General features: G+C 63.5%; 18 protein-coding genes and 1 tRNA gene. 7 read left to right on the top strand and 12 right to left on the bottom strand.

The features are described 5' to 3' along the window. Positions 1-92: 92 nt before the first annotated feature. Positions 93-2,759, bottom strand: coding sequence for a caspase family protein (locus NMG46_RS01995; protein WP_254816051.1), 2,667 nt, complete (start codon positions 2,757-2,759; stop codon positions 93-95). A 58-nt stretch (positions 2,760-2,817) separates the two neighbouring features. Further along, a complete protein-coding gene (locus NMG46_RS02000; RefSeq protein WP_254816052.1) occupies positions 2,818-3,387 on the bottom strand; it encodes an NADPH-dependent FMN reductase in 570 nt (189 codons plus the stop codon). A 185-nt stretch (positions 3,388-3,572) separates the two neighbouring features. Between NMG46_RS02000 and NMG46_RS02005 the strand changes: the two genes are divergently transcribed. Further along, positions 3,573-4,946 (top strand): cytochrome P450, encoded by a 1,374-nt coding sequence (locus NMG46_RS02005; RefSeq protein ID WP_254816053.1) that lies wholly within the window; start codon positions 3,573-3,575, stop codon positions 4,944-4,946. 21 nt (positions 4,947-4,967) lie between these two features. Here NMG46_RS02005 and NMG46_RS02010 read toward each other — a convergent pair whose 3' ends face one another. Further along, entirely contained in the window at positions 4,968-5,942 is a 975-nt protein-coding gene (locus tag NMG46_RS02010) for a complex I NDUFA9 subunit family protein (protein ID WP_254816054.1), read from the bottom strand. Between the two features lie 243 nt (positions 5,943-6,185). On the opposite strand from NMG46_RS02010, the gene NMG46_RS02015 reads away from it, so the two are divergent. After that, on the top strand, positions 6,186-6,458 hold the full coding sequence (locus NMG46_RS02015) for a hypothetical protein (RefSeq protein WP_254816055.1): 273 nt from the start codon (positions 6,186-6,188) through the stop codon (positions 6,456-6,458). A 54-nt stretch (positions 6,459-6,512) separates the two neighbouring features. On the opposite strand, the gene NMG46_RS02020 is transcribed toward NMG46_RS02015, so the two are convergent. The 5 genes from NMG46_RS02020 to NMG46_RS02040 all read right to left on the bottom strand — a co-directional run bounded on the left by NMG46_RS02020 (position 6,513) and on the right by NMG46_RS02040 (position 10,875). Continuing rightward, positions 6,513-7,514 carry an Ldh family oxidoreductase gene (locus NMG46_RS02020; RefSeq protein ID WP_254816056.1) on the bottom strand — a complete coding sequence of 334 codons (1,002 nt, stop codon included), beginning with the start codon at positions 7,512-7,514 and terminating at the stop codon, positions 6,513-6,515. A gap of 33 nt (positions 7,515-7,547) precedes the next feature. Next, positions 7,548-8,357: an ABC transporter permease gene (locus tag NMG46_RS02025; protein WP_254816057.1), complete on the bottom strand. Its 810-nt coding sequence runs from the start codon at positions 8,355-8,357 to the stop codon at positions 7,548-7,550. Next, complete coding sequence (locus NMG46_RS02030; protein WP_254816058.1) at positions 8,357-9,088, bottom strand: ABC transporter permease; 732 nt, start codon at positions 9,086-9,088, stop codon at positions 8,357-8,359. Before NMG46_RS02030 ends, NMG46_RS02025 begins: the two co-directional genes overlap by 1 nt. 126 nt (positions 9,089-9,214) lie before the next feature. After that, a complete protein-coding gene (locus NMG46_RS02035; RefSeq protein WP_254816059.1) occupies positions 9,215-10,009 on the bottom strand; it encodes a transporter substrate-binding domain-containing protein in 795 nt (264 codons plus the stop codon). Positions 10,010-10,065: 56 nt separating this feature from the next. Next, a complete protein-coding gene (locus NMG46_RS02040) occupies positions 10,066-10,875 on the bottom strand; it encodes an ABC transporter ATP-binding protein (RefSeq protein WP_254816060.1) in 810 nt (269 codons plus the stop codon). Positions 10,876-11,092: 217 nt separating this feature from the next. Here NMG46_RS02040 and NMG46_RS02045 point away from each other — a divergent pair, with 217 nt between their 5' ends. From NMG46_RS02045 to NMG46_RS02055, 3 genes are read left to right on the top strand one after another with little or no spacing between them, the layout of a single operon-like run. Beyond that, positions 11,093-11,941 (top strand): dimethylarginine dimethylaminohydrolase family protein, encoded by an 849-nt coding sequence (locus tag NMG46_RS02045; protein WP_254816384.1) that lies wholly within the window; start codon positions 11,093-11,095, stop codon positions 11,939-11,941. Beyond that, positions 11,938-13,518: a 5-guanidino-2-oxopentanoate decarboxylase gene (locus tag NMG46_RS02050; RefSeq protein ID WP_254816061.1), complete on the top strand. Its 1,581-nt coding sequence runs from the start codon at positions 11,938-11,940 to the stop codon at positions 13,516-13,518. Before NMG46_RS02045 ends, NMG46_RS02050 begins: the two co-directional genes overlap by 4 nt. Before the next feature lie 57 nt (positions 13,519-13,575). Further along, positions 13,576-14,283: an SDR family NAD(P)-dependent oxidoreductase gene (locus NMG46_RS02055; RefSeq protein ID WP_254816062.1), complete on the top strand. Its 708-nt coding sequence runs from the start codon at positions 13,576-13,578 to the stop codon at positions 14,281-14,283. Between the two features lie 101 nt (positions 14,284-14,384). Here NMG46_RS02055 and rpsA read toward each other — a convergent pair whose 3' ends face one another. The 3 genes from rpsA to aroA all read right to left on the bottom strand — a co-directional run bounded on the left by rpsA (position 14,385) and on the right by aroA (position 18,551). Further along, the gene (gene rpsA, locus NMG46_RS02060; RefSeq protein WP_254816063.1) at positions 14,385-16,082 is read right to left on the bottom strand and encodes a 30S ribosomal protein S1; all 1,698 of its coding nucleotides are present in this window, start codon (positions 16,080-16,082) and stop codon (positions 14,385-14,387) included. Positions 16,083-16,286: 204 nt separating this feature from the next. Then, the gene (gene cmk / locus NMG46_RS02065) at positions 16,287-16,937 is read right to left on the bottom strand and encodes a (d)CMP kinase (RefSeq protein ID WP_254816064.1); all 651 of its coding nucleotides are present in this window, start codon (positions 16,935-16,937) and stop codon (positions 16,287-16,289) included. 258 nt (positions 16,938-17,195) lie between these two features. Then, complete coding sequence (aroA, locus tag NMG46_RS02070) at positions 17,196-18,551, bottom strand: 3-phosphoshikimate 1-carboxyvinyltransferase (RefSeq protein ID WP_254816065.1); 1,356 nt, start codon at positions 18,549-18,551, stop codon at positions 17,196-17,198. Between the two features lie 194 nt (positions 18,552-18,745). Here aroA and NMG46_RS02075 point away from each other — a divergent pair, with 194 nt between their 5' ends. Then, positions 18,746-19,135: a TIGR02300 family protein gene (locus NMG46_RS02075; RefSeq protein ID WP_254816066.1), complete on the top strand. Its 390-nt coding sequence runs from the start codon at positions 18,746-18,748 to the stop codon at positions 19,133-19,135. A 163-nt stretch (positions 19,136-19,298) separates the two neighbouring features. Further along, positions 19,299-19,374 (top strand) — tRNA-Ala (locus tag NMG46_RS02080). A gap of 182 nt (positions 19,375-19,556) precedes the next feature. Here the strand turns inward: NMG46_RS02080 and NMG46_RS02085 are convergent. After that, positions 19,557-19,871, bottom strand: a complete 315-nt coding sequence (locus tag NMG46_RS02085) for a hypothetical protein (protein WP_254816067.1) — start codon at positions 19,869-19,871, stop codon at positions 19,557-19,559. Positions 19,872-19,982 lie beyond the last annotated feature (111 nt).

Genomic DNA, 19,982 nt, shown 5'->3' on the forward strand with positions numbered 1-19,982 from the left:
GCGCATTTCTAATGTCGTAGATATAGGCGCAAAAGGCGGTTTTTCCAAGGTTTGCAGGCATTTCCGGACGGAATGACGGTCGCGTCGGCCGGCTACTGGCGCTTGGCTTCGATCCTGGCCAGCCGCTCACGCAGGAACTTGATCATGAATTTGTATCGCGGCGCCAACCGTCCGCTTCGGTCGAGCTCGAGCGTCATGTCGAGCGCCTTGGAAAGCACGGCTTTCGGATCCTTAGCGACTTGCGCGTAGTCGATATAGGCGACCACCAGGTCGCGCTGCCAGGTGGCGTTGTCCGGATCGGACCGGGCAAGTTTCTCGCGAATGGCCAGGCTGTCCTGATAGGCTTGCCGGGCTCCGCTGACGTCACGCTGCTTTAGGCGCAGGGTGGCGACTTCGGACAGCGTTATCGACAAGTCACGCTGCCAGTCGGAATTGGCCGGATCGAGCCTGGCCAGCCGCTGCGCAATCTCGTAACTGTCCAGATAGGCTTTCAGCGCGCCTTTGTGGTCGCCCTGTATCGCCAGGACGCCGGCGACCTTATCGAGGCAGACGGACAGGTCGCGCTGCCATTCGGTGTTGTTCGGGTCGCCGGCGGCGAGCGCGCTTGCCTGCGAAAGTGCCTCACGATAAGCCGAAAGTGCCGCAGGCCAATTCTGCTGGTCGCTCAGCGCATTGCCGATCTTGGCGTTGCCGACCGACAGGTCGCGTTTCAGCTCGGTGTCGTCCGGATCGCGTTTCGCCAGTTGCTCGACGATCGCGAGGCCTTCCCGGTAAGCCGCCAGAGCCCCGGCGGCGTCGCCGCGTTCCCGCAGCAGGTCGCCTATCGTATCGTGGCTGACCGAGACGTCACGCTGCCGGTCGGCGTCTCCCGGTTTGTCCGCCGCCAGCGCCAGCCGCACCTTCAGGCTCTCTTCATAGGCCGCCTGTGCGTTATCCAGTTGGCCTGCGACATGGGCAAGGTGACCGATCTCATCGTAGGTGATGGTCAGGTCGCGCTGCAGTTCGGCACGGTCGGGCTCTCCGGCGGCGAGCTGTTTCTTGATCGACAGACTTTCCTGGTATACCTCTGCGGCGCCGGCCAGATCGCCTTGCGTCGCCAGTACGTTGCCGATCTTGTCGTCGGCCATGGCGAGGTCGCCGAACCACTCCAGATTGTCCGGTTCTGCCTCGGTCAGGCCCTGCAGAATGGTCTTGGCCGTCTCATAGTTTTGCAGCGCTGTCGGCAGATTGCCTTGTGCCATCCGCACATTGCCGAGCTTGACGTGGCTGACGGCGAAGTCGCGCTTCACGTTGGGATCGGTTTCATGATGCAACTGCCGTTCGAGATCGGCTTGCAGCGCCTCGAAGGCGCGGCCGGCCGCCTCGATATTGCCGACCGTGGTATAGAGCTTGCCGAGTTCGTCCAGCGTGCGGATCAAGCGGTCGGCATCGTCGAGCGACAGCACCACCCGTCCGGCTTCGCCATAAAGCGCGAGCACCGACTCATAGTCCCTGATGGCTGTGGCGTAGTCGAGGTCGGCGCGCGCCGCCCCGCCGGACAGATAGCGCGTTGCGGCCTCGGAGAGCGTGCGGCTGACGAAATTGGCCTTCAGAGCGTTGCGCGAGACATTATCGATCTCGGCTGCCTCGGCGAGCTTTTTGCGCGCCGCATCGAATGCTCCTAGCGAAAGCTGCTCTTCGGCCTGCCGGCGCAACGCTGCCACCCGCAGATCGTCGGATCCAAGCGTCTGCATTTCGCTCCGCACCTTAACGAAGGCGTCGGCTGCCTCACGCAGCCTGGCGTTCAGACTGTCAGCGGAGAGGTGGCCGGTATCGGAACTGATCAACGCGCCATAGAGCGGTGCCAGCGGCATGTCGGCGTCGCTGGCGATCTTCTCCACCTCGCCGCGCATCTGAGGCGTCACCTCGGCCATGGCGAGCAACAAGCGTTCGCGCTCGGGCAGTTTCTCCTTGGCTGGCGTAGCAAAGAACAGCTGCGGCAGGCCGCTCTCGACATAGGGCAATTGCTTGCCGCGCGAGAGGTCGTAGACCTCCTGCTGCACGAGCGTCAGCACGGAGCGGATCTCGAGTCCATCGGTGCCGAGATATTTCGTCAATGCCGCGGTGAACGGCGAATTCTGGCCGGTCCCATCCGCGGCCGTCTCGCCGGGTGCCGCCGAGAAGGCAAACAGAATGTTTTCTGCCCGCCCGACGCGGCCAAGACCCGGCCGGACCTTGACGCCGACCTCTTTTGCCAGCGCCGTTGCGCCGCGGCCTTCGCCGCCCGTAGCCGCAAACGGATCGCTGCGGCAGGCATCAAGCACGATCAGTCCGACCTTGCTGGTGGCGGCGACGGTCGTGCGGATCTCCTCCAGCGGCAGGCTGGTCTTTTCCAGTGCATCGAGCGACGACGCGTCTGCATCGACCGGCAGGAGCCGATTCTCGCCGGCGATCTCGACCCCGTGGCCGGAAAAGAACACCAGTACCACGTCGGCGCCTTTGGCATCCTCGCGGAAATCGTCGAGCGCCCGGCGCATGCGCCGCAGGTCGCGGTTGGTTTCGAGGAAGACCTCGAAGCCGAGTTTACTCAGCACCGTTTCCATCACCTCGCCGTCGTTGACGGGATTGGCGAGCGGCCGGATCAGCCGGTAGTCGTTCTCGGCGATGACCAGCGCAACGCGCCGCTCCGCCACGGCAGCGGAGGCCGTCGAGAGGATCAGCAGCAAGGCAAACAGAAGACGCAAATCGAACCGCCCCGGCCCGGTCGTTTGCCGGAGCATTCCATCTCTTTATGGCATGAGCAAGTGATGGCATCGGCAAGCTCGGCCGTTCGCGTTGTCAGCCGACCCGCATCGCCTTCAGCGCTTCGCTCCAGCGGAACAACTCGTCCAGCATGGTCCTGGCCCCGCCGAGCACCTGCTCGCTGGGCAGGAAGGCGCCGGTCTCGTCGAGCAGCTTCTGGTACATCGGCAGCGCCACGCCCTCCGGGATCGGCATGACGCCGACCGCGGTCAGCAACGGTTTGACTGCCTGCGCCGCTCGCAAGCCGCCGGAGACACCGCCGTAGCTGAGGATGGCGGCCGGCTTGTATCGCCATTCCCTGAGCAGGTAGTCGACCGCGTTGACGATCGCGGGAGCGGCGAAATAATTGTATTCCGGCGCTACGAAGACGAATGCGTCGGCGGCGTCGATTGCTTTCGACCAGGCTTTCGTGTGGCTGTTTTCGTATTTGCCGAGTCTCGGATGATGCGGCTCGTCCAGCACCGGCAGGTTGAAGGCGGCGATATCGGTGAGCAACGGCTCGAATTTGCCGTGTTCGCGCGCAAAGCTTTCCAGCCACTTTGCGAAAATCGGTCCGGCGCGGCCCGGCCGCGTGCTGCCGATGATGACGTTCAACTGGTGCTTCAAAGCGGGGCTCCTGCCGGTTTCTGACATCTGTGGTGCTGCCACCTAAGACACGCAGCCGGACACAGCAAGCAGGCACTTTCCGGTGCCCGGGTCACATTCCAGAGAGCGGATGCTTCGCCTTGTCGTCCGCTCACATGGACGCCTGCCTTGCCCGCCACTACATTGAGGTGTCAGCGGAGCAAGTCATGGACAGTCAGCCCGTCCCCTTCGTCCCGCCGGCGCCGAAGCCGCGCACCGCGCCGCCCTCGACGCTGGAGATGATCCGCATCGTCTACCGCAATCCGCTCGAGCTGTGGGGCGAGCCGACCTACAACGAGCCCTGGATTTCGGTGACCGGCATCGGTGGGCCGCTGGTCATCGCCAACGATCCCGGCCTCATTCGCCACGTGCTGGTCGATAACGCCAAGAACTACAAGATGGCGACGGTTCGCCAGCTGATCCTGCGGCCGATCCTGCGCGACGGCTTGCTGACCGCCGAGGGCGAGGTGTGGAGGCGTTCACGCAAGGCGATGGCGCCGGTGTTCACGCCGCGCCATATCTTCGGTTTTGCCGAGCCGATGCTGAGGCGCACGCGGGAGTTCGTCATGCGCTACGAGGGCGGCGGTACGTTCGACATCGCTCACGACATGACGCTGCTTACCTTTGACATCCTGGCCGAGACGCTGTTTTCCGGTGAGATTTCAGGCGAGCCGGGCAGCTTTGCCAAGGAGATCGACCGCCTGTTCGAGACCATGGGTCGGGTCGATCCACTCGACCTTTTGCGGGCACCCGATTGGCTGCCGCGTCTGACCCGCATCCGCGGCCGCAAGACCATGGCCTACTTCCGCAAGATCGTCACCGACACGGTGCAAATGCGCGAGGCGCGGTTGAAGCGTGATCCGGACACGGTGCCGCAGGATTTTCTCACGCTGCTGTTGAGGGCGGAGGGACCGGGCGGGCTAACCCGGTCCGAGGTCGAGGACAACATCATCACCTTCATCGGCGCTGGCCACGAGACTACGGCCAGGGCGCTCGGCTGGACGCTCTACTGCCTTGCCGAAGCGCCGTGGGAGCGCGAAAAGATCGAGCACGAGATCGATGCCGTGCTGGCGCGTGAGCCCGACCCGACGAAATGGCTCGACGCCATGCCGCTCACCCGTGCCGCCTTCGAAGAGGCGCTCAGGCTCTATCCGCCGGCGCCATCGATCAACCGCGAACCGATCGAGCCCGAAACCTGGAACGGCCTCTACATACCGCGGCGTGCCGCGGTGCTGGTGATGCCGTGGGTCGTCCACCGCCATCGCAAGCTGTGGGACAGGCCCGACGCCTTCATGCCGGAACGTTTCCATCCGGGGAATCGCGAAAAGATCGACCGTTTCCAGTATTTGCCGTTCGGCGCCGGGCCTCGCGTCTGCATCGGCGCCAGCTTCGCCATGCAGGAGGCAATCATCGCGTTGGCGATCATGCTTTCGCGCTATCGTTTCGATACCACCGCGCAAACCCGACCCTGGCCGGTGCAGAAGCTGACGACGCAGCCGCAAGGCGGGCTGCCGATGCAGGTTACCAGACGCGCGCCTTAGGCAACCGGACGTCCGTTCGTGTTATGCGGCGGACTTGCGCTGGAACTGGCCGGCGGCGCGGTAGCGCCAGAGATAGCTTGGCAGGATGGTTCCGATCGAACGCGGCTGGATACCGAGGCCGGCGAGCGTCCTGTTGTCCTTGACGGCGTCATCCGACACGACATTGTGCTGGCGCAACAGCAGGACCTGGTCCTTGGTCAACAACGGATTGGGCAGCAGCCCGAGAATTGATGCCTGGAGGTTCGCCAGCCACCATGGCACGGGCAGCAAAAACCGCTTGCGTTCGATGATGACGAGCAGCTCTTGCATGCATTCCTTAAAGGTAAGCACCTGCGGCCCGCCGAGTTCATAGATCCGGCCGCCCTGGACCTTGCCGTCGACCGAGTGCGCCACCGCCTCGGCGACGTCGCCGACATAGACCGGCTGGAATTTCGTCTGCCCGCCGCCGATCAGCGGCAGCACTGGGGAAAAGCGGGCCATGTTGGCAAAGCGGTTGAAGAAACCGTCCTCCGGCCCGAAATTGATCGATGGCCGCAAGATCACGGCGTCTTGGACCGTCTCAAGAACGGCCTTTTCGCCGAGCGCCTTGGTCCGCGCGTAGTCCGATTGCGCGTGGAGGTCCGCTCCCAGAGCCGAGATGTGGGTGAGGCCGGCGCCGACGGCGCGCGCCGCTTCGGCAATAGCGCGCGCGCCGAACTCGTGGACGGCAGTAAATTTCTGCCGGCCGGCCTCATGCGCGATCGCCACCAGATTGACGACATGGTCGGCGCCTTGCACGGCGCGGTCGACCGACCAGCGCACCCGGACATTGGCCTGCACCGGCTGGATCTGCCCGACATTGCCAAGCGGTTGCAAATGACCGGCGAGATCGGGCCGGCGGCAGGCAACCCGGATGCGGTAGCCGCGCTTGGCCAGCGCCCGCACGACATGACGACCGACAAAGCCGGAGCCGCCGAAAACGACGACGAGCTTTGGGGTCTGAAGGATTTCGGTCATGGCTGGCTCCGGCGGGCTATCCAGATGGCTTGATTGAAGCCGTTTCATAGTCGGTTTCGCGCCAAAGGCAAAGGGCGACCATAGGTCGCCCGGCACTGTTGAAGCATGATTTTCCGGATCCGTTCGAAATGGCAGAAAACGCCGCCGAGGCCCGGCTTTACGGCAACTCCATTAGGAACAGGAACCTTTGTTCGGTAGGCGATTTTAGATGCATGATTTGATTCCGAATGGAGGATATTGCCGATGACGACAAAACGCGTTGCGATCTTCGCTCTGGCTTTCGCAACAGGCTGCAGCATTGGTGCCCCGGCATTCGCGGCAAACCGGCATCACCACCAAGCGCAACCCGATCGCTACGTTCCCGCCAACGGCGACATCATCGACATTCTGTTCGGTGGCCCGCGCTACTATGACAACCACCTGTTCACGACGGCCGCCGAACCCTGCTCCTACAACAGGGTAGGACCGGACGCGAATGCGGTGAACGTCATCAACGATCATCATTGCGGGAAGTAGGCTCGCGCTCCCGGATCGGCCGGCCTCTGCCGCTCATCCGACAAACGAATTTCTTTAGGACGAATAGCGCGCGGCGAATTCGGAAATGCGTTGCACCACGGCTTTCGGCACGCTTATGCCGCGCGCCGCCGCCTTCTCTGCCGCTTCTGCCCGGGCACGCCCCGGCACATGCACGCCATAGCGCCGCCGCAACCTGTCGAGCTGGTCCTTCATCCGTTTCTCGAAGTCCGGATCGAGCAGCTTGGGCTCGACGGCGAGCACGAACAGGCCGGTCCCCGGACTGTCCGGCCCGCCGCTGAACCATGGCGCATCGAGCGACCAGTTGGCGCCCGACAGGCCCGCAGCCAGCACCTCGACCATCAGCGCGATGTTGGCGCCGCGCTGGCCGCCGAAGGCAAGCATGGCGCCTTTCATGGCGGCTGCCGGGTCCGTGGTTGGATTGCCGCTGGCGTCCAGTGCCCAGCCTTCGGGGATCTTCTTGCCGTCCTCGGCCGCCTTGCGGATGTTGACGAAGGCGGTGGCGCTCGACGACTGGTCGATGACCAGCGGCGCCCCGTCCGTGGTGGGTGCGGCAAAGGACATCGGATTGGTGCAGTAGACCGGCTTGATCGAGCCCGAGCCGGCAAGCACGGCCGGTCCGTTGGTGGCGGCGAACGACACTAATCCCTGCGCGGCCAGCCGTCCGGTGAAATAGCCGAGCGCGCCGCAGGTATAAGCATTCTTCTGCGAAAAGATGGCGACGCCGAACAGCCGCGCCGCCTTGGCGAGGTCATCGATCGTGCGGTCGAAACCGGTATGCGCTAAGCCGCCGCGCGCATCGGAAAGATAGACCGCGAGTGCCGGCCTGGTGATCACCGGATCGGCGTTGCCGTCGATACGGCCAGCTTCCAGTGCTTCGAGATAATCGATGAAGTGCGACAGCCCGACTGTCGACAGTCCTTCAGCCTCGGCCGCGACGATCGAGGCAGCCAGCGACTGCGCCGCCTCTTCGTTGGCGCCGGCGCCAAGTGCGGCCATCCGGCACAGCCCTGTCGCCTGGTCGAGACTGAGTTGCATGGCAGCTGCCCTGAATTCGCGACTTTAACAGCCTTAGCCTAGCTTGCTCGGGATCCGCGCCTCGAGCCTGCGGAAACCGAACACCAGGATACCGGTGATGGACATATAGACCAACGCCAGAAGCAGCAAGGGTTCGTAGGTGATGAATAAATCCTGGCGCACCCGCGAGGCTACGGCATAGATGTCGACCATAGTTATCGTTGCCACCAGCGGTGTCGCTTTCAGCTGGAGAACAGTTTCACCCGCCAGCGTCGGCAGTGCCCGGCTGATCGCCTGCGGGAGCCATATGCGCCTGAAGATTTTCCAACGGCTCATGCCGAAAGCGCGGGCCGCTTCGAGTTGGCCAAGCGGTACCCCGGCGAAGGCGCCACGCATTACTTCGCCTTCATAGCCGGCATACGAGATCGTCAGAGAAAGAACGGCGTAGGGCCATGCCTGCCTTAGAATGGGCCAGAGGAACGACTCGCGTATCCAAGGAAATTGCGGAAACAGCGAACCCAGTCCGTAGTAGAGCAGCCAGAGCTGGAGCAGCAGCGGCGTGCCGCGAATAATCGTGCAGAACACCTTGGCCGGCACACTCAAGATCGGCGGGCCGATCACCTGCGCAAGGCCGAGGGGAATGGCCAGCGCGATGCCCAGCACCGACGTTACCACAAGCAGCCAGATGGTCCGCCATATGCCTTGCAAAGCAAGCGGCAGATAGGCCGGCAGCCAATCCCAGCGCATGAGGAAAATCGATGCCACTACGACAACCAGCGCGATCAGGATCAGCGCTATGCGGTGTGGCTGCATCCACAGCGAGGCCCGTGCGGCGGCGTCAATGACCGGAGTTTCGGCGGCCATCAATGCGATCCTGCGATCGAGGGCATGCCGCGTCGTGCCCAGCGCTCAACGCGCCCGATAGCGATGTTGGAGACGAGCGTCAGCACGAGATAGAGCGCGCCCGCCGCCATGAAGAAAGTGAAATAAGCCTTCGTCGCGCCGGCTGCCGTCCGTGTGGTTTGGGTCAGTTCATTAACGCCGACGATCGCGAGAAGCGCGGTGTCCTTGGTGGCGATCAGCCACAGATTTGCCAACCCCGGAATGGCGAAGGGCAGCATCGCCGGCAGCGTTATGCGCCTGAGAAGCAGGCCGGGAGGCATTCCATACGCCCGGGCGGCTTCGATCTGGCCTTGCGGAATGGCGCGGATCGCGCCGCGCAAGACTTCGGTGGAGTAGGCGCCCTGCACGACCCCGAGCACACCTATGCCGGCGACAACCCCGTTGATATCGATCGCGGCATAGCCGAGCGCGGTAAGCAACTGGTTGATGAGGTCGGTACCAGCGAAATAAAGCAGCAGGATCAGGACCAACTCGGGCACGGCGCGGACCACTGTGGTGTAGACTTCCAGCAGGTCACGGACCACCGGCCCGCCATAGAGCTTGCCATAGGCGCCGCCGACGCCGATCACAAGACCGACCCCAAAGGAACCGAAGGCAATTCCGACCGAGTTTGCCAGCCCGTGCAGAAGGTTGAGACCCCTGCCGTTCGGCGGTTCGAAGGACAGCAATTCCAGCGAACTGGCTCCGAACATGGTGGCGAGAACGTCGCTCAGCTTATGTCCCCCTGGACTTCCGGGTTGAGGCGCCAATGATGTATCAAGCCGGACGTGCCCTCGCGACGATGGCGGCTAGGCCTGCCCGGCTTGATGCCGCTGCCGTCAGTTGGACTGCGACTCGCCGCCGTAGATGTCGAAGTCGAAGTACTTCTTGGTGATTTCGGCATACTTGCCATTGGCTCGGATAGCCTTGATTGCGGCATTGAGCTTATCCTTGAGCTCGGTGTCGCCTTGGCGTACGCCGGCGCCGACGCCAGGCCCGAGCACTTCCAGGTCCGGTGCGACATAACCCTTGAGGTCGCAGCACGCTTTGCCTTGATCCGACTTCAAAAATGCGTCGAGCGCGATCGAATCGGCCTGGGTGGCATCGATCCGGCCGGCGGCGAGATCCTGATTTGCCTCGTCCTGCGTCTGGTATTCCTTGATTTCCGCAGCGTCGGTGAAGTGCTTCTTGGCGTAGGCGGCGTGCACCGTGGAGGCCTGAACGCCGACTATCTTGCCCTTCAGCCCCTCTGGCGTCGCATCGAATTTCTGATCCTTGGCGCCGATTACCGCGGTCGGCGTGTTATAATATTTGTCGGAGAAGTCGATTTCCTTCTTGCGTTCGTCGGTAATGGACATCGAATTCATGATTGCATCGATCTTCTTGGTTTTAAGCGCCGGGATAAGGCCGTCCCATGGGACTGGCGTCAATACGCAATCCAGCTTGGCTTCGCCGCAGATGGCGTTGACGATGTCGACTTCCCAGCCGCCCCACTTGCCGGATGCATCCTGCGAGTAAAACGGCGGATAGGCTTCAGGCGAAAATCCCACCTTGATCTGTTCGGCGCTTGCCGAAAATGCACCCGACAATGCGATCAGCGTGGCCGCGAGCACCGTTTTGAGAAAAGGTTTCATTTCTTTCAGTTCTCCCGTTTTTTTGCTTTGACGTTCCCGTCTGCTTTTCTCGCAAGTCATCCAACATTGCGCAGAAACTGCTTCAGTCTTTCGGATCTGGGTGCGCCGAAGATCTGTTCCGGCGGCCCTTCTTCCTCGACCAGCCCATTATGGAGGTAGACGACATGCGTCGCGACCTCGCGGGCAAACTTCATCTCATGGGTGACCAGCACCATGGTGCGGCCTTCGCGCGCCAGGTCGCCGATCACCTTCAGCACCTCACCGACCAGCTCCGGGTCCAGCGCCGAGGTCGGCTCATCGAACAGCATGACGCGCGGATTGATGGCCAGCGCCCTGGCAATCGCGGCGCGCTGTTGTTGGCCGCCCGACAGATAGGCCGGATAGACGTCGCGTTTTTCGGCAAGGCCGACGCGGGCGAGCAGCTTTTCCGCCTCGCCGATCGCCACATCGCGCTTGACGCCGAGCACATGCACGGGAACCTCGATGACGTTCTCGATCAACGTCATGTGGCTCCACAGATTGAAGTTCTGGAAGACCATGCCGAGCTTGGAGCGGATGCGTTCGATCTGCTTGCGGTCGGCGGGCACGGTGTGGCCGTGGCTGTCGGCCTTCAACCGGATCTGCTCGCCATTGACGCGGATGATGCCGCTGGTCGGGTTCTCCAGGCAGTTGATGCAGCGCAGCAGCGTGGATTTGCCCGAGCCTGAGCCGCCGATGATGGCGATCACCTCGCCGTCGCGCGCCGACAGCGAAACGCCCTTCAGTACGTGCAGGTTGCCGAAATTCTTGTGCAGGTTCTCGACGTGGATGGCTTCGGCAGCGCCGTTCTGCGCCGGATGCTTCAGGGCGGTGACGGGCGCTGTCATCGTCGCGGCGCCCCGCGGAGCAACCGAGGCAGTCCTTGCTGGAATTTTTTACCCATTACCCGTCACTGGACAGCGTTCCGATTCTCAAGATGGACCGTTCCGCTTGCCTCCGTCAACCGCAGTTTTTGGACCATTGATCACCGCCTGCCGAGTGGCTATTGGCAGGAGGGGCGCGTTTCAGGAGAATTTAGTGGGCAAAGCATACGGGTCGCAGTCGATGGCCGGGACGCTGCAGCGCGTGCTGATGCGCTCCGCCGCCAGCGCCATGCGTCGGGCCGAAGCGCTGGATTGGCACTATGGCCCCGGCTTCGATCCGCAAAAAGCGGCGGCCCAGCATGATGCGCTGGCCAGGCTGATTTCTGTCTCAGGCGCCGAAATCGAATGGCTGAGCGACGCCGATGACGGGCTTGCCGATTCGGTCTTCACCCACGATCCCTCGCTGATGACCGACCACGGCGCGGTTATCCTCGCTATGGGCAAGGCGCTGCGCCGGCCCGAGCCAGACCTTCACGAGGCAGCCTATGGGCGCATGGGCATCCCCATCCTCGGCCGTATCGAGGCTCCCGGCCAGGTCGAGGGCGGCGACTGCGTGTGGGTGGATGCAAACACGCTGGCCGTCGGCCGCGGCGTGCGCACCAATCAGCTTGGCATCCAGCAGCTCTCCAACCTGCTTTCGCCCAAGGGTATCCAGGTCTACGGCTTCGACCTGCCGCTCTGGCAAGGCGAGGAGGCCTGCCTGCACCTGATGTCGGTGATCAGCCCGCTGGCCGACGATCTGGCGCTGGTCTATGCGCCCCTCCTGCCGGTCGCCTTCTACCAGATGCTGCGCGAACGCGGCATTCGGCTGGTCGAGGGCGACGCCGACGAATTCTTCGCCTCGAATGGGCTCAGCCTCAACGTCCTGCCGACCGCGCCGCGCCAGGTTATCGCCGTTGCCGGTTTTCCGAAGACGGCGGCTGCCATGCAGGCCGCTGGCTGTACGGTCTCGACATTCGAGGCCGATGCGCTGTGCATTGCCTGCGAGGGCGGCCCGACCTGCCTCACACGCCCGGTGCTAAGACAATGACGACCATCGGCGAAGCGCTCATCACCTTGCTCGAAGCGCACGGCGTCGACACAGTCTTCGGCATTCCCGGCGTACACACGGTCGAGCTCTATCGCGGGCTTGCGCGATCGAAGATCCGTCACGTCACGCCGCGCCACGAGCAGGGCGCCGGCTTCATGGCTGATGGCTATGCGCGCGCCAGCGGCAGGCCGGGCATCGCCTTCGTCATCACCGGGCCGGGGCTGACCAACACCATCACCGCCATGGGCCAGGCGCGCGCCGATTCGGTGCCGATGCTGGTAATCTCGGGCGTCAACGCCACACCGACGCTGGGCAAAGGCCTTGGCCATCTGCATGAACTGCCGGACCAGCGCGGCATGATGGAGAAGGTGGCGCTGTTTTCGCACCGTGTCACCGAGGCCGGCGAACTGCCCGGCGTGCTCGCCCGCGCCTTTGCACTGTTTTCATCCTCGCGTCCGGGTCCGGTGCATATCGAGATCCCGACCGATGTCATGAGCTTGCCTGCCAACGGCATCGTGCCGCTGCTGCGGAATTCAGCGCCGCCCGAGCCGGATGTGGCGGCGATTGCCGGGGCGGCAAGGCTATGCGCGTCTGCCCGCCGGCCGCTTATCCTGGCCGGCGGCGGCGCCAAAGCGGCCGAAGCACCGTTGCAGCGCCTTGCCGAGAGGTTGGGAGCGCCGGTCGTCCAGACCGCCAATGCGCGCGGCCTGCTCTATCGCCATCCGCTTGGCGTGCCGGCCAGTCCCAGCCTGAAGGCGGTGCGTGCGCTGATGGCCGGCGCCGATCTGGTCATTGCCGCCGGCACCGAATTCGGTCCGACCGACTATGATGGCTATGGCGACGGCGGTTTTGTCCTGCCTGCCAATCTGATCCGTATCGACATCGGCGCCGACCAGCTTGCCCGCCGGCCGGCCCGGATTTCGATCCAGGCCGATTGCGGTGCAGCGCTCGAGGCGCTGCGTGCCGAACTCGGCACGGGCCAGGCGCAATCGGTCGACGGCGCCGCTCGCGCCGCCGCGACGCGGCAAGCGGCCTTTGCCGAGATCGGCCCGGCTATGCAGGCGCAACTGCGCGCCGTCGAGACGATCCGCGATGCGCTGCCTGGCGCGATCATCGTCGGCGATTCGACCCAGCCGGTCTACGCCGCCAACCTCTATTACGATCATGACCGGCCGGGCGGCTGGTTCAACGCGGCCACCGGCTTCGGCGCGCTTGGCTATGGCCCGGCGGCGGCGATCGGCGCCGTCCTTGCCAGGCCTGAGGCGCCGGTCGTTTGCCTCACCGGCGACGGCGGCTTCCAGTTCACCCTGCCGGAACTGGGCGCCGCGCTCGACGCTGCGGCACCGGTGATCTTCGCCGTCTGGAACAATCGCGGCTACCGCGAGATCGAAACCTCGATGCTCGACGTCGGCGTCGAGCCGGTCGGCGTCTCCCCGGCACCGCCGGATTTCTGCAAATTGGCCGAAGCCTACGGCATTGCCGCCGAGCGGATTTCCGGCGCCGGCGGCTTGGCGGACGCGCTTGGGCGCGCGCGGGCGACTGGACGACCTTACGTCATAGAGATTTCGGTTGAGTGATCGCGCGAAAGGCGCGACCTTCCGGATCGGCGGCGCGCAATGACGGAGCGGTCGAATATGACGGAAACACTGGACGGCAGACATATCGTGGTGACCGGCGGCACCGGTGCCCTTGGCGGCGCGGTCGTAGGGAACCTGCTGGAGCAGGGCGCGATCTGCCATGTGCCCAACGCTCACGCTGCCGCGCCTGCACATTTCCCTTTCCCGGCGCATGACCGCGTCAGGCTGGCGCATAACGTCGACCTCGCCGACCCTGCCAAGGTCGACGCCTTCTATACCAGCGTTCCGAATTTATGGGCATCGGTGCATCTGGCCGGCGGCTTCACCGCCGCGCCGGTCGAGAAGATCGAGCCCGCCTCCTTCGCCGAGATGATGGACACCAACGCCCGCACCACCTTCCTGTGCTGCCGCGCGGCGATACGCTCGATGCTGGAATCTTCCATGCCGGGCCGCATTGTCAATGTCACCGCGCGAGCCGGGCTCGACCCGCGGCGCGGCTCCGGCAAGGTGGCCTACGCCGCCGCCAAGGCGGCAGTCGCCGCGATGACCGTGGCAATGGCCGAAGAGCTGAAGGGCAACGGCATCCTGGTCAACGCCGTGGCGCCCTCGACGCTCGACACGCCGGCCAACCGGGCTGACATGCCGAACGCAGATTTCAGCAGATGGGTCAGCCTTGAAGCGGCCGCCGAGGCCATTGCCTATCTCGCCTCGCCGGCCAACATGGCCATCAGCGGCACGCTGGTGCCGCTTTACGGCAGGGCCTGAGCCTACGGTCCGTCGCAAAGGTCACAAGCAAAAGCCCCGCCGGATCGTTCCGGCGGGGCCTTTTTGTTTCGTTTATAACCCGCGCGAGGCGCGGTATTGGCTTAGCTGCCCTGCTTCTTCAGCGCGGCGCCAAGGATGTCGCCCAGCGAAGCGCCGGAATCGGTCGAACCGTATTGGGCGACCGCCTCCTTCTCTTCGGCGATTTCCAGCGCCTTGATCGAGACCTGCAGTTTGCGGGTCTTCTTGTCGAAGGCGATGACGCGGGCGTCGACCTTCTGGCCGACGGTGAAGCGCTCCGGGCGCTGCTCGTCGCGGTCACGGCTGAGGTCGGAGCGCTTGATGAAAGTCTCGATGCCGCTGTCGACCAGCCGCACTTCCAGACCGCCATCCTTCACGCCGATAACCTCGCAGGTGACGACTGCGTTCTTGCGCAGTTCGCCCGACGTCGCGGCTTCGCCGACCGTGTCCTTGGCCAACTGCTTGATGCCGAGCGAGATGCGCTCCTTGTCGATGTCGACGTCGAGCACCTGCGCCTTGACCATGTCGCCGCGATTGTACTCCTCGATCACCTGCTCGCCCGGACGGGTCCAGTCGAGGTCGGAAAGGTGGACCATGCCGTCGGCGTCGCCTTCGAGGCCGATAAACAGGCCGAACTCGGTCTTGTTCTTGACCTCGCCCTCAACCTGGCTGCCGACGGGATGGCTGCGCGCGAAGGCCTCCCACGGGTTCTCCAGCGTCTGCTTGAGGCCGAGCGAGATACGGCGCTTGGCCGGATCGACTTCGAGCACCACAACGTCGACTTCCTGCGTTGTCGACAGGATCTTGCCGGGATGCACGTTCTTCTTGGTCCACGACATTTCCGAAACGTGGATGAGGCCTTCGATGCCCGGCTCCAGCTCGACGAATGCGCCGTAGTCGGTGATGTTGGTGACGGTACCCTTGATCTTCTTGCCGATCGGGAACTTGGTGCCGATCTCGGACCACGGATCGCTCTCGAGCTGCTTCATACCGAGCGAGATGCGGTGGGTTTCCTGGTTGATGCGGATGATCTGCACCTTGACCGTCTGGCCGATATTGAGGATTTCGGTCGGATGGTTGACGCGGCGCCATGCCATGTCGGTCACGTGCAGCAGCCCATCGATGCCGCCGAGGTCGACGAACGCACCATAGTCGGTGATGTTCTTGACCACGCCTTCGACCACCTGGCCCTCTTCCAGGTTCTGCACGATTTCCGAACGCTGTTCGGCGCGGCTTTCCTCGAGCACGGTGCGGCGCGACACCACGATGTTGCCGCGGCGGCGATCCATCTTGAGGATCTCGAAGGGCTGCGGGTTGTGCATCAGCGGCGAGACGTCGCGGATCGGGCGGATGTCGACCTGGCTGCGCGGCAGGAAGGCCACGGCGCCGTCGAGGTCGACGGTGAAGCCGCCCTTGACCTGGTTGAAGATGACGCCTTCGACGCGTTCGCCCTTGGTGAACTTCTCTTCGAGACGGACCCAGCTCTCTTCGCGGCGGGCCTTCTCACGCGACAGCATGGCTTCGCCAAGCGCATTTTCGATACGCTCGACATAGACCTCGACCGTGTCGCCGACCTTGAGCGTCGTGTCCTTGCCCTTGACGCCGAATTCCTTCAGCGGCACGCGGCCTTCGACCTTGAGGCCGACGTCGATGATAGCCATGTCCTTCTCAATGGCAGTGATGATGCCCTTGACGACCTGGCCTTCGCCGGAATGGCCGGCGGAAAATGATTCTTCGAGCAGGCTCGCGAAATCATCGCGAGTGGGATTTGCAACTGACATAGTTTCTCCTGGAATGCCCCGCAATCTGTCGCGGGGCCGGCGCCGTGGGTTAGCGTTGCGTTGGCCTGCCGGCGTTCCGGGCAAAAGCCCTGGCCGCCTTTGAGCGGCAATTCCGGCGCATGAAGAATGCTGGCAGGCTGGTTCACGCCCGATATGGGAATTCTTTTTGTCGCCGGCAATCGGCGGCGGCAGGAAAACCCAGGCTCAGGCTTTGTTTCTCTTGGCCAGGACGTCGTCGATGATCGCCCGTGCTGCCAGAAACGCGGCTTCTATAGCCATTTCCGACGTGTCGAGCAAGTGCGCGTCGACAGCCGGCTTCAATGGCGAGTCCACGCGGCCCATGTCGCGCTCGTCGCGGCGCACGATATCGGCAAGGATTTCGTCGAAATTGGCAGTGCCGCCGATGCTCTCGATTTCATCCAGCCGCCGCTTTGCCCGCACCTCGGCACTGGCCGTGACATAGAGCTTTACGTCGGCATCGGGACAGACGACGGTGCCGATGTCGCGGCCGTCGAGCACCGCGCCAGGCGGTGTTCTTGCGAAGTCACGCTGTTTCTCTACCAGGATGCGCCGCACCGACGGGATCACTGCCACTTTCGAAGCCGCCTCGCCAACGGCGTGTGCCGAAAGCACTGCGCGGTCGAGCTTTGCCGGATCGACCTGCCGGGCCGCGGTTTCAGCGGCCGAAACATTGTCGAGCGGCAGGCCGAGCCGGAGCAGCGCATGCGCCACCGCGCGATAGGTAAGGCCGGTGTCGAGCAGGTTCAGCCGGTAGTGATCGGCCAGCCTGCGGGCGAGCGTGCCCTTGCCGGCGCCGGCCGGGCCGTCGATGGCGATGCTAAAAGGGATGCTCATTGGCAGTGGACCAGCCCTCGCGCCTTCGTCATCTCAGGGCGGAGCAGGAGCGAAGCTCCGTCGCGGAGACCCTGGGATCCATGCCGTGACATGTACCGAGAGATGCGGCGGGCCAGAATTCTGAACCGTTGCGATGCTCTGACGTCACGGCATGGCTCCTGAGGTCTTCGCTGCGTCGCTTCGCTCCTTGCTTCGCCCCAGGATGACGAAGGGAAGGATGTTGGCGCCCAATCTTCAAGGTTTGCGATTGCCGTCAAGCTACTCGATCTCCGCCCCCAGCCCCTTCATCAGCCCCATGAATTCCGGAAAGCTCGTAGCAATCATCGCCTGGTCGTCGATGGTCACAGGTTTTTCCGTCGCCAGCCCCATCACCAGAAAACTCATGGCGATGCGGTGGTCGAGATGGGTCTGGACGATGGTGCCCTGTCCGTTGGGGTGCTGGCCGAGGCCCTTGCCGCCCGGCTTTCCACGCACGACAAGCGAGGCCTCGCCCTCGGTGCAGTCGACGCCGTTGAGCGTTAGCCCGTTGGCGACCGCCGACAGCCGGTCGGATTCCTTCACCCGAAGCTCTTCCAGCCCGAGCATCAGCGTTTCGCCCTCGGCGAAGCTGGCCGCCACGGCAAGCACCGGATACTCGTCGATCATAGTCGGCGCCCGTTCGGGCGGCACGGTGACGCCCTTCAGCTCGGAATAGCGCACGCGCAGGTCGGCGACGTCCTCGCCGCCTTCGTTGCGCGGGTCGATTATGTCGATGCGCGCGCCCATTTCCTGCAGCGTCAACAGAAGTCCGGTGCGGGTCGGGTTCATCAGCACGTTTTCGATTGTAATGTCCGAGCCCGGCACGATCAGCGCCGCCACCAGTGGAAAGCCCGCCGAGGAGGGGTCGCCTGGCACCGCGATGGTCTGCCCGGTGAGCTTGCCCTGGCCTTCGATGAAAATGTGGCGCACGCCGCGCTCGTCGGTCTCAACCGACAGATTGGCGCCGAATCCCTTGAGCATCTTTTCGGTGTGATCGCGCGTCATCACCGGCTCGATGACGGTGGTGATGCCCGGCGTGTTCAGCCCAGCCAGCAGCACCGCCGACTTGACTTGTGCCGATGCCATCGGCACGCGGTAGGTGATCGGCGCGGCGTGCTTGGGCCCGTGCAGCGTGATCGGCATGCGGTCGCCAGGCGTCGCCTTCAGCACCTGCACGCCCATCTGGCGCAGCGGCTCGAGCACGCGGCCCATCGGCCGGCCGGACAGCGAGGCGTCGCCGATGAAGGTGGTTTCCATGTCATAGGTGCCGACCAGGCCCATGGTGAGGCGGGAGCCCGTGCCGGCATTGCCGAAATCGAGTGGGCCTTCCGGCTGCAGCAGCGCGCCATTGCCGGTGCCGCGGATCACCCACTCGGTGCCATGCTTCTCGATATGAGCGCCCATCGCCTTCATGGCAGCGCCCGTACGCATTACGTCCTCGCCTTCCAGCAGCCCGGTGATGCGGGTTTCGCCAGAGGCCAGGCCACCGAACATGAACGAGCGGTGCGAGATCGACTTGTCGCCCGGCACCCGTGCCGCACCTGAAAGGCCAGATGATTTGCGGGCGGTGGCCTGTTTCGGGGCAGCGTGCGACATGGTTCTTTCCTGGAAACGCCGGCGCCCGGCTATTTTCTTCTGGTTTGCGCGGTCTCCTATCATGGCGGACCGAAATGGTCATCCCCTTGGTACGAAGGCCTTCGAATTCACGCTTTTTGGGACGCCGGCTTTTCGCTTTGACAGCGCCGTAAACTCTGGTTAAGGGGACCAAACTTTCATCGACGAGGCTTGCTGTGGCAAAACCCGAACTTGGCACCAAACGCATCGACCCGGAGACGGGTCGAAAATTCTATGACTTGAACAAGGACCCGATCGTCTCGCCTTATACGGGCAAGAGCTATCCGCGCTCCTATTTTGAAGAAGGCAAGATCGCCGCCCTCGAGGAAGAAGAGGAAGTTGCCGAAAAGGAAGTGGACGCCGAGGAGGAAGAGGGCGTCGAGGTCGTCTCGCTCGAAGAGGCGGACGAGGACGCGAAGGCCGACGAGCTTCCCGATCTCGCCGATGACGAGGACGACGTCGACCTTGGCGATGATGAGGATGACACGTTCCTCGCCGACGAGGAGGAAGAAGACGACGACGTCGCCGACATGATCGGCGTCGGCGACGACGACGACGAAGTCTGAGCGAACCGCATTCGCCGACTTTCGCCGCGCCGCCTAGAAAAAGCGGTTGTTGAAGGCTTGATATTGACTGAAGGCGGGGTTAGAAGCCGCCTGCACGAACGGCGCGGTCTAGAACCCGCGCCGGATCTCTTCGTCGGAAACGGCGCCGGCGAACTGCCGGAGTGGGGCCATAGCTCAGTTGGGAGAGCGCTTGAATGGCATTCAAGAGGTCGTCGGTTCGATTCCGATTGGCTCCACCAGTTCTCTCCGCGAAAATCAGCAGAACAGCCGCCGGCCCCGGGCTGGCCGCCGCCGGTCGCGGAGCCTAGCTGAGACAAAATGTATGGCTAGCCGACCTCGGCTCGCCGTCCATCTAAAATGGTGAGCCCGTGCCCGGTCTGGACCAGGCAGCGGGCTGAAACGACCGCTGAGCAAAACTCCGTTACTTGTTGCAGTTCTGCATATCCGACGTCATGGCGCCGCTTGGGGTGTTGTTGTCGGTGTCGTTGCCTGCCGTATCCTTGCAGCGGTCCCCCATACCGTTTGTCTGCGGCGTGGTGGCGTTCGTTGCATTCGGATCGATCTGGTTCGGCGTAGTGGTACTGGTCCCGTTGTTGCCGCTGTTGCCGGCGGTCCCCGTGTCGACGCCGGTATTGCTGTTCATGCCAGTTCCGCCAGTTCCCGAACCGGTTGATTGTGCCATGGCAGATGTGGCCAGGCCGATAGCAAGTAGGGATGCAGAGAGAATTTTCATCATCTTAGTGTCTCCATCGAGTTGCATCGCTGGATCGCGATCTAACCCAACGAGAGTTTTTCCAGGATGTTCCGTTCGACAGAAATAGTGATCGATACAGTCATTATGAGAGCT

The sequence above is a fragment of the Mesorhizobium sp. LMG 17147 genome, from assembly GCF_024297145.1.
GTDB lineage: Bacteria > Pseudomonadota > Alphaproteobacteria > Rhizobiales > Rhizobiaceae > Mesorhizobium.

Excerpts from the sequence above, each read along its gene's own strand:
- NMG46_RS01995 (WP_254816051.1), bottom strand. The coding sequence starts at position 2,759 with ATGCTCCGGCAAACGACCGGGCCGGGGCGGTTCGATTTGCGTCTTCTG.
- NMG46_RS02005 (WP_254816053.1), top strand. The coding sequence starts at position 3,573 with ATGGACAGTCAGCCCGTCCCCTTCGTCCCGCCGGCGCCGAAGCCGCGC.
- NMG46_RS02010 (WP_254816054.1), bottom strand. The coding sequence starts at position 5,942 with ATGACCGAAATCCTTCAGACCCCAAAGCTCGTCGTCGTTTTCGGCGGC.
- NMG46_RS02015 (WP_254816055.1), top strand. The coding sequence starts at position 6,186 with ATGACGACAAAACGCGTTGCGATCTTCGCTCTGGCTTTCGCAACAGGC.
- NMG46_RS02020 (WP_254816056.1), bottom strand. The coding sequence starts at position 7,514 with ATGCAACTCAGTCTCGACCAGGCGACAGGGCTGTGCCGGATGGCCGCA.
- NMG46_RS02025 (WP_254816057.1), bottom strand. The coding sequence starts at position 8,357 with ATGGCCGCCGAAACTCCGGTCATTGACGCCGCCGCACGGGCCTCGCTG.
- NMG46_RS02030 (WP_254816058.1), bottom strand. The coding sequence starts at position 9,088 with ATGTTCGGAGCCAGTTCGCTGGAATTGCTGTCCTTCGAACCGCCGAAC.
- NMG46_RS02035 (WP_254816059.1), bottom strand. The coding sequence starts at position 10,009 with ATGAAACCTTTTCTCAAAACGGTGCTCGCGGCCACGCTGATCGCATTG.
- NMG46_RS02040 (WP_254816060.1), bottom strand. The coding sequence starts at position 10,875 with ATGACAGCGCCCGTCACCGCCCTGAAGCATCCGGCGCAGAACGGCGCT.
- NMG46_RS02045 (WP_254816384.1), top strand. The coding sequence starts at position 11,093 with ATGGCCGGGACGCTGCAGCGCGTGCTGATGCGCTCCGCCGCCAGCGCC.
- NMG46_RS02050 (WP_254816061.1), top strand. The coding sequence starts at position 11,938 with ATGACGACCATCGGCGAAGCGCTCATCACCTTGCTCGAAGCGCACGGC.
- NMG46_RS02055 (WP_254816062.1), top strand. The coding sequence starts at position 13,576 with ATGACGGAAACACTGGACGGCAGACATATCGTGGTGACCGGCGGCACC.
- rpsA (WP_254816063.1), bottom strand. The coding sequence starts at position 16,082 with ATGTCAGTTGCAAATCCCACTCGCGATGATTTCGCGAGCCTGCTCGAA.
- cmk (WP_254816064.1), bottom strand. The coding sequence starts at position 16,937 with ATGAGCATCCCTTTTAGCATCGCCATCGACGGCCCGGCCGGCGCCGGC.
- aroA (WP_254816065.1), bottom strand. The coding sequence starts at position 18,551 with ATGTCGCACGCTGCCCCGAAACAGGCCACCGCCCGCAAATCATCTGGC.
- NMG46_RS02085 (WP_254816067.1), bottom strand. The coding sequence starts at position 19,871 with ATGATGAAAATTCTCTCTGCATCCCTACTTGCTATCGGCCTGGCCACA.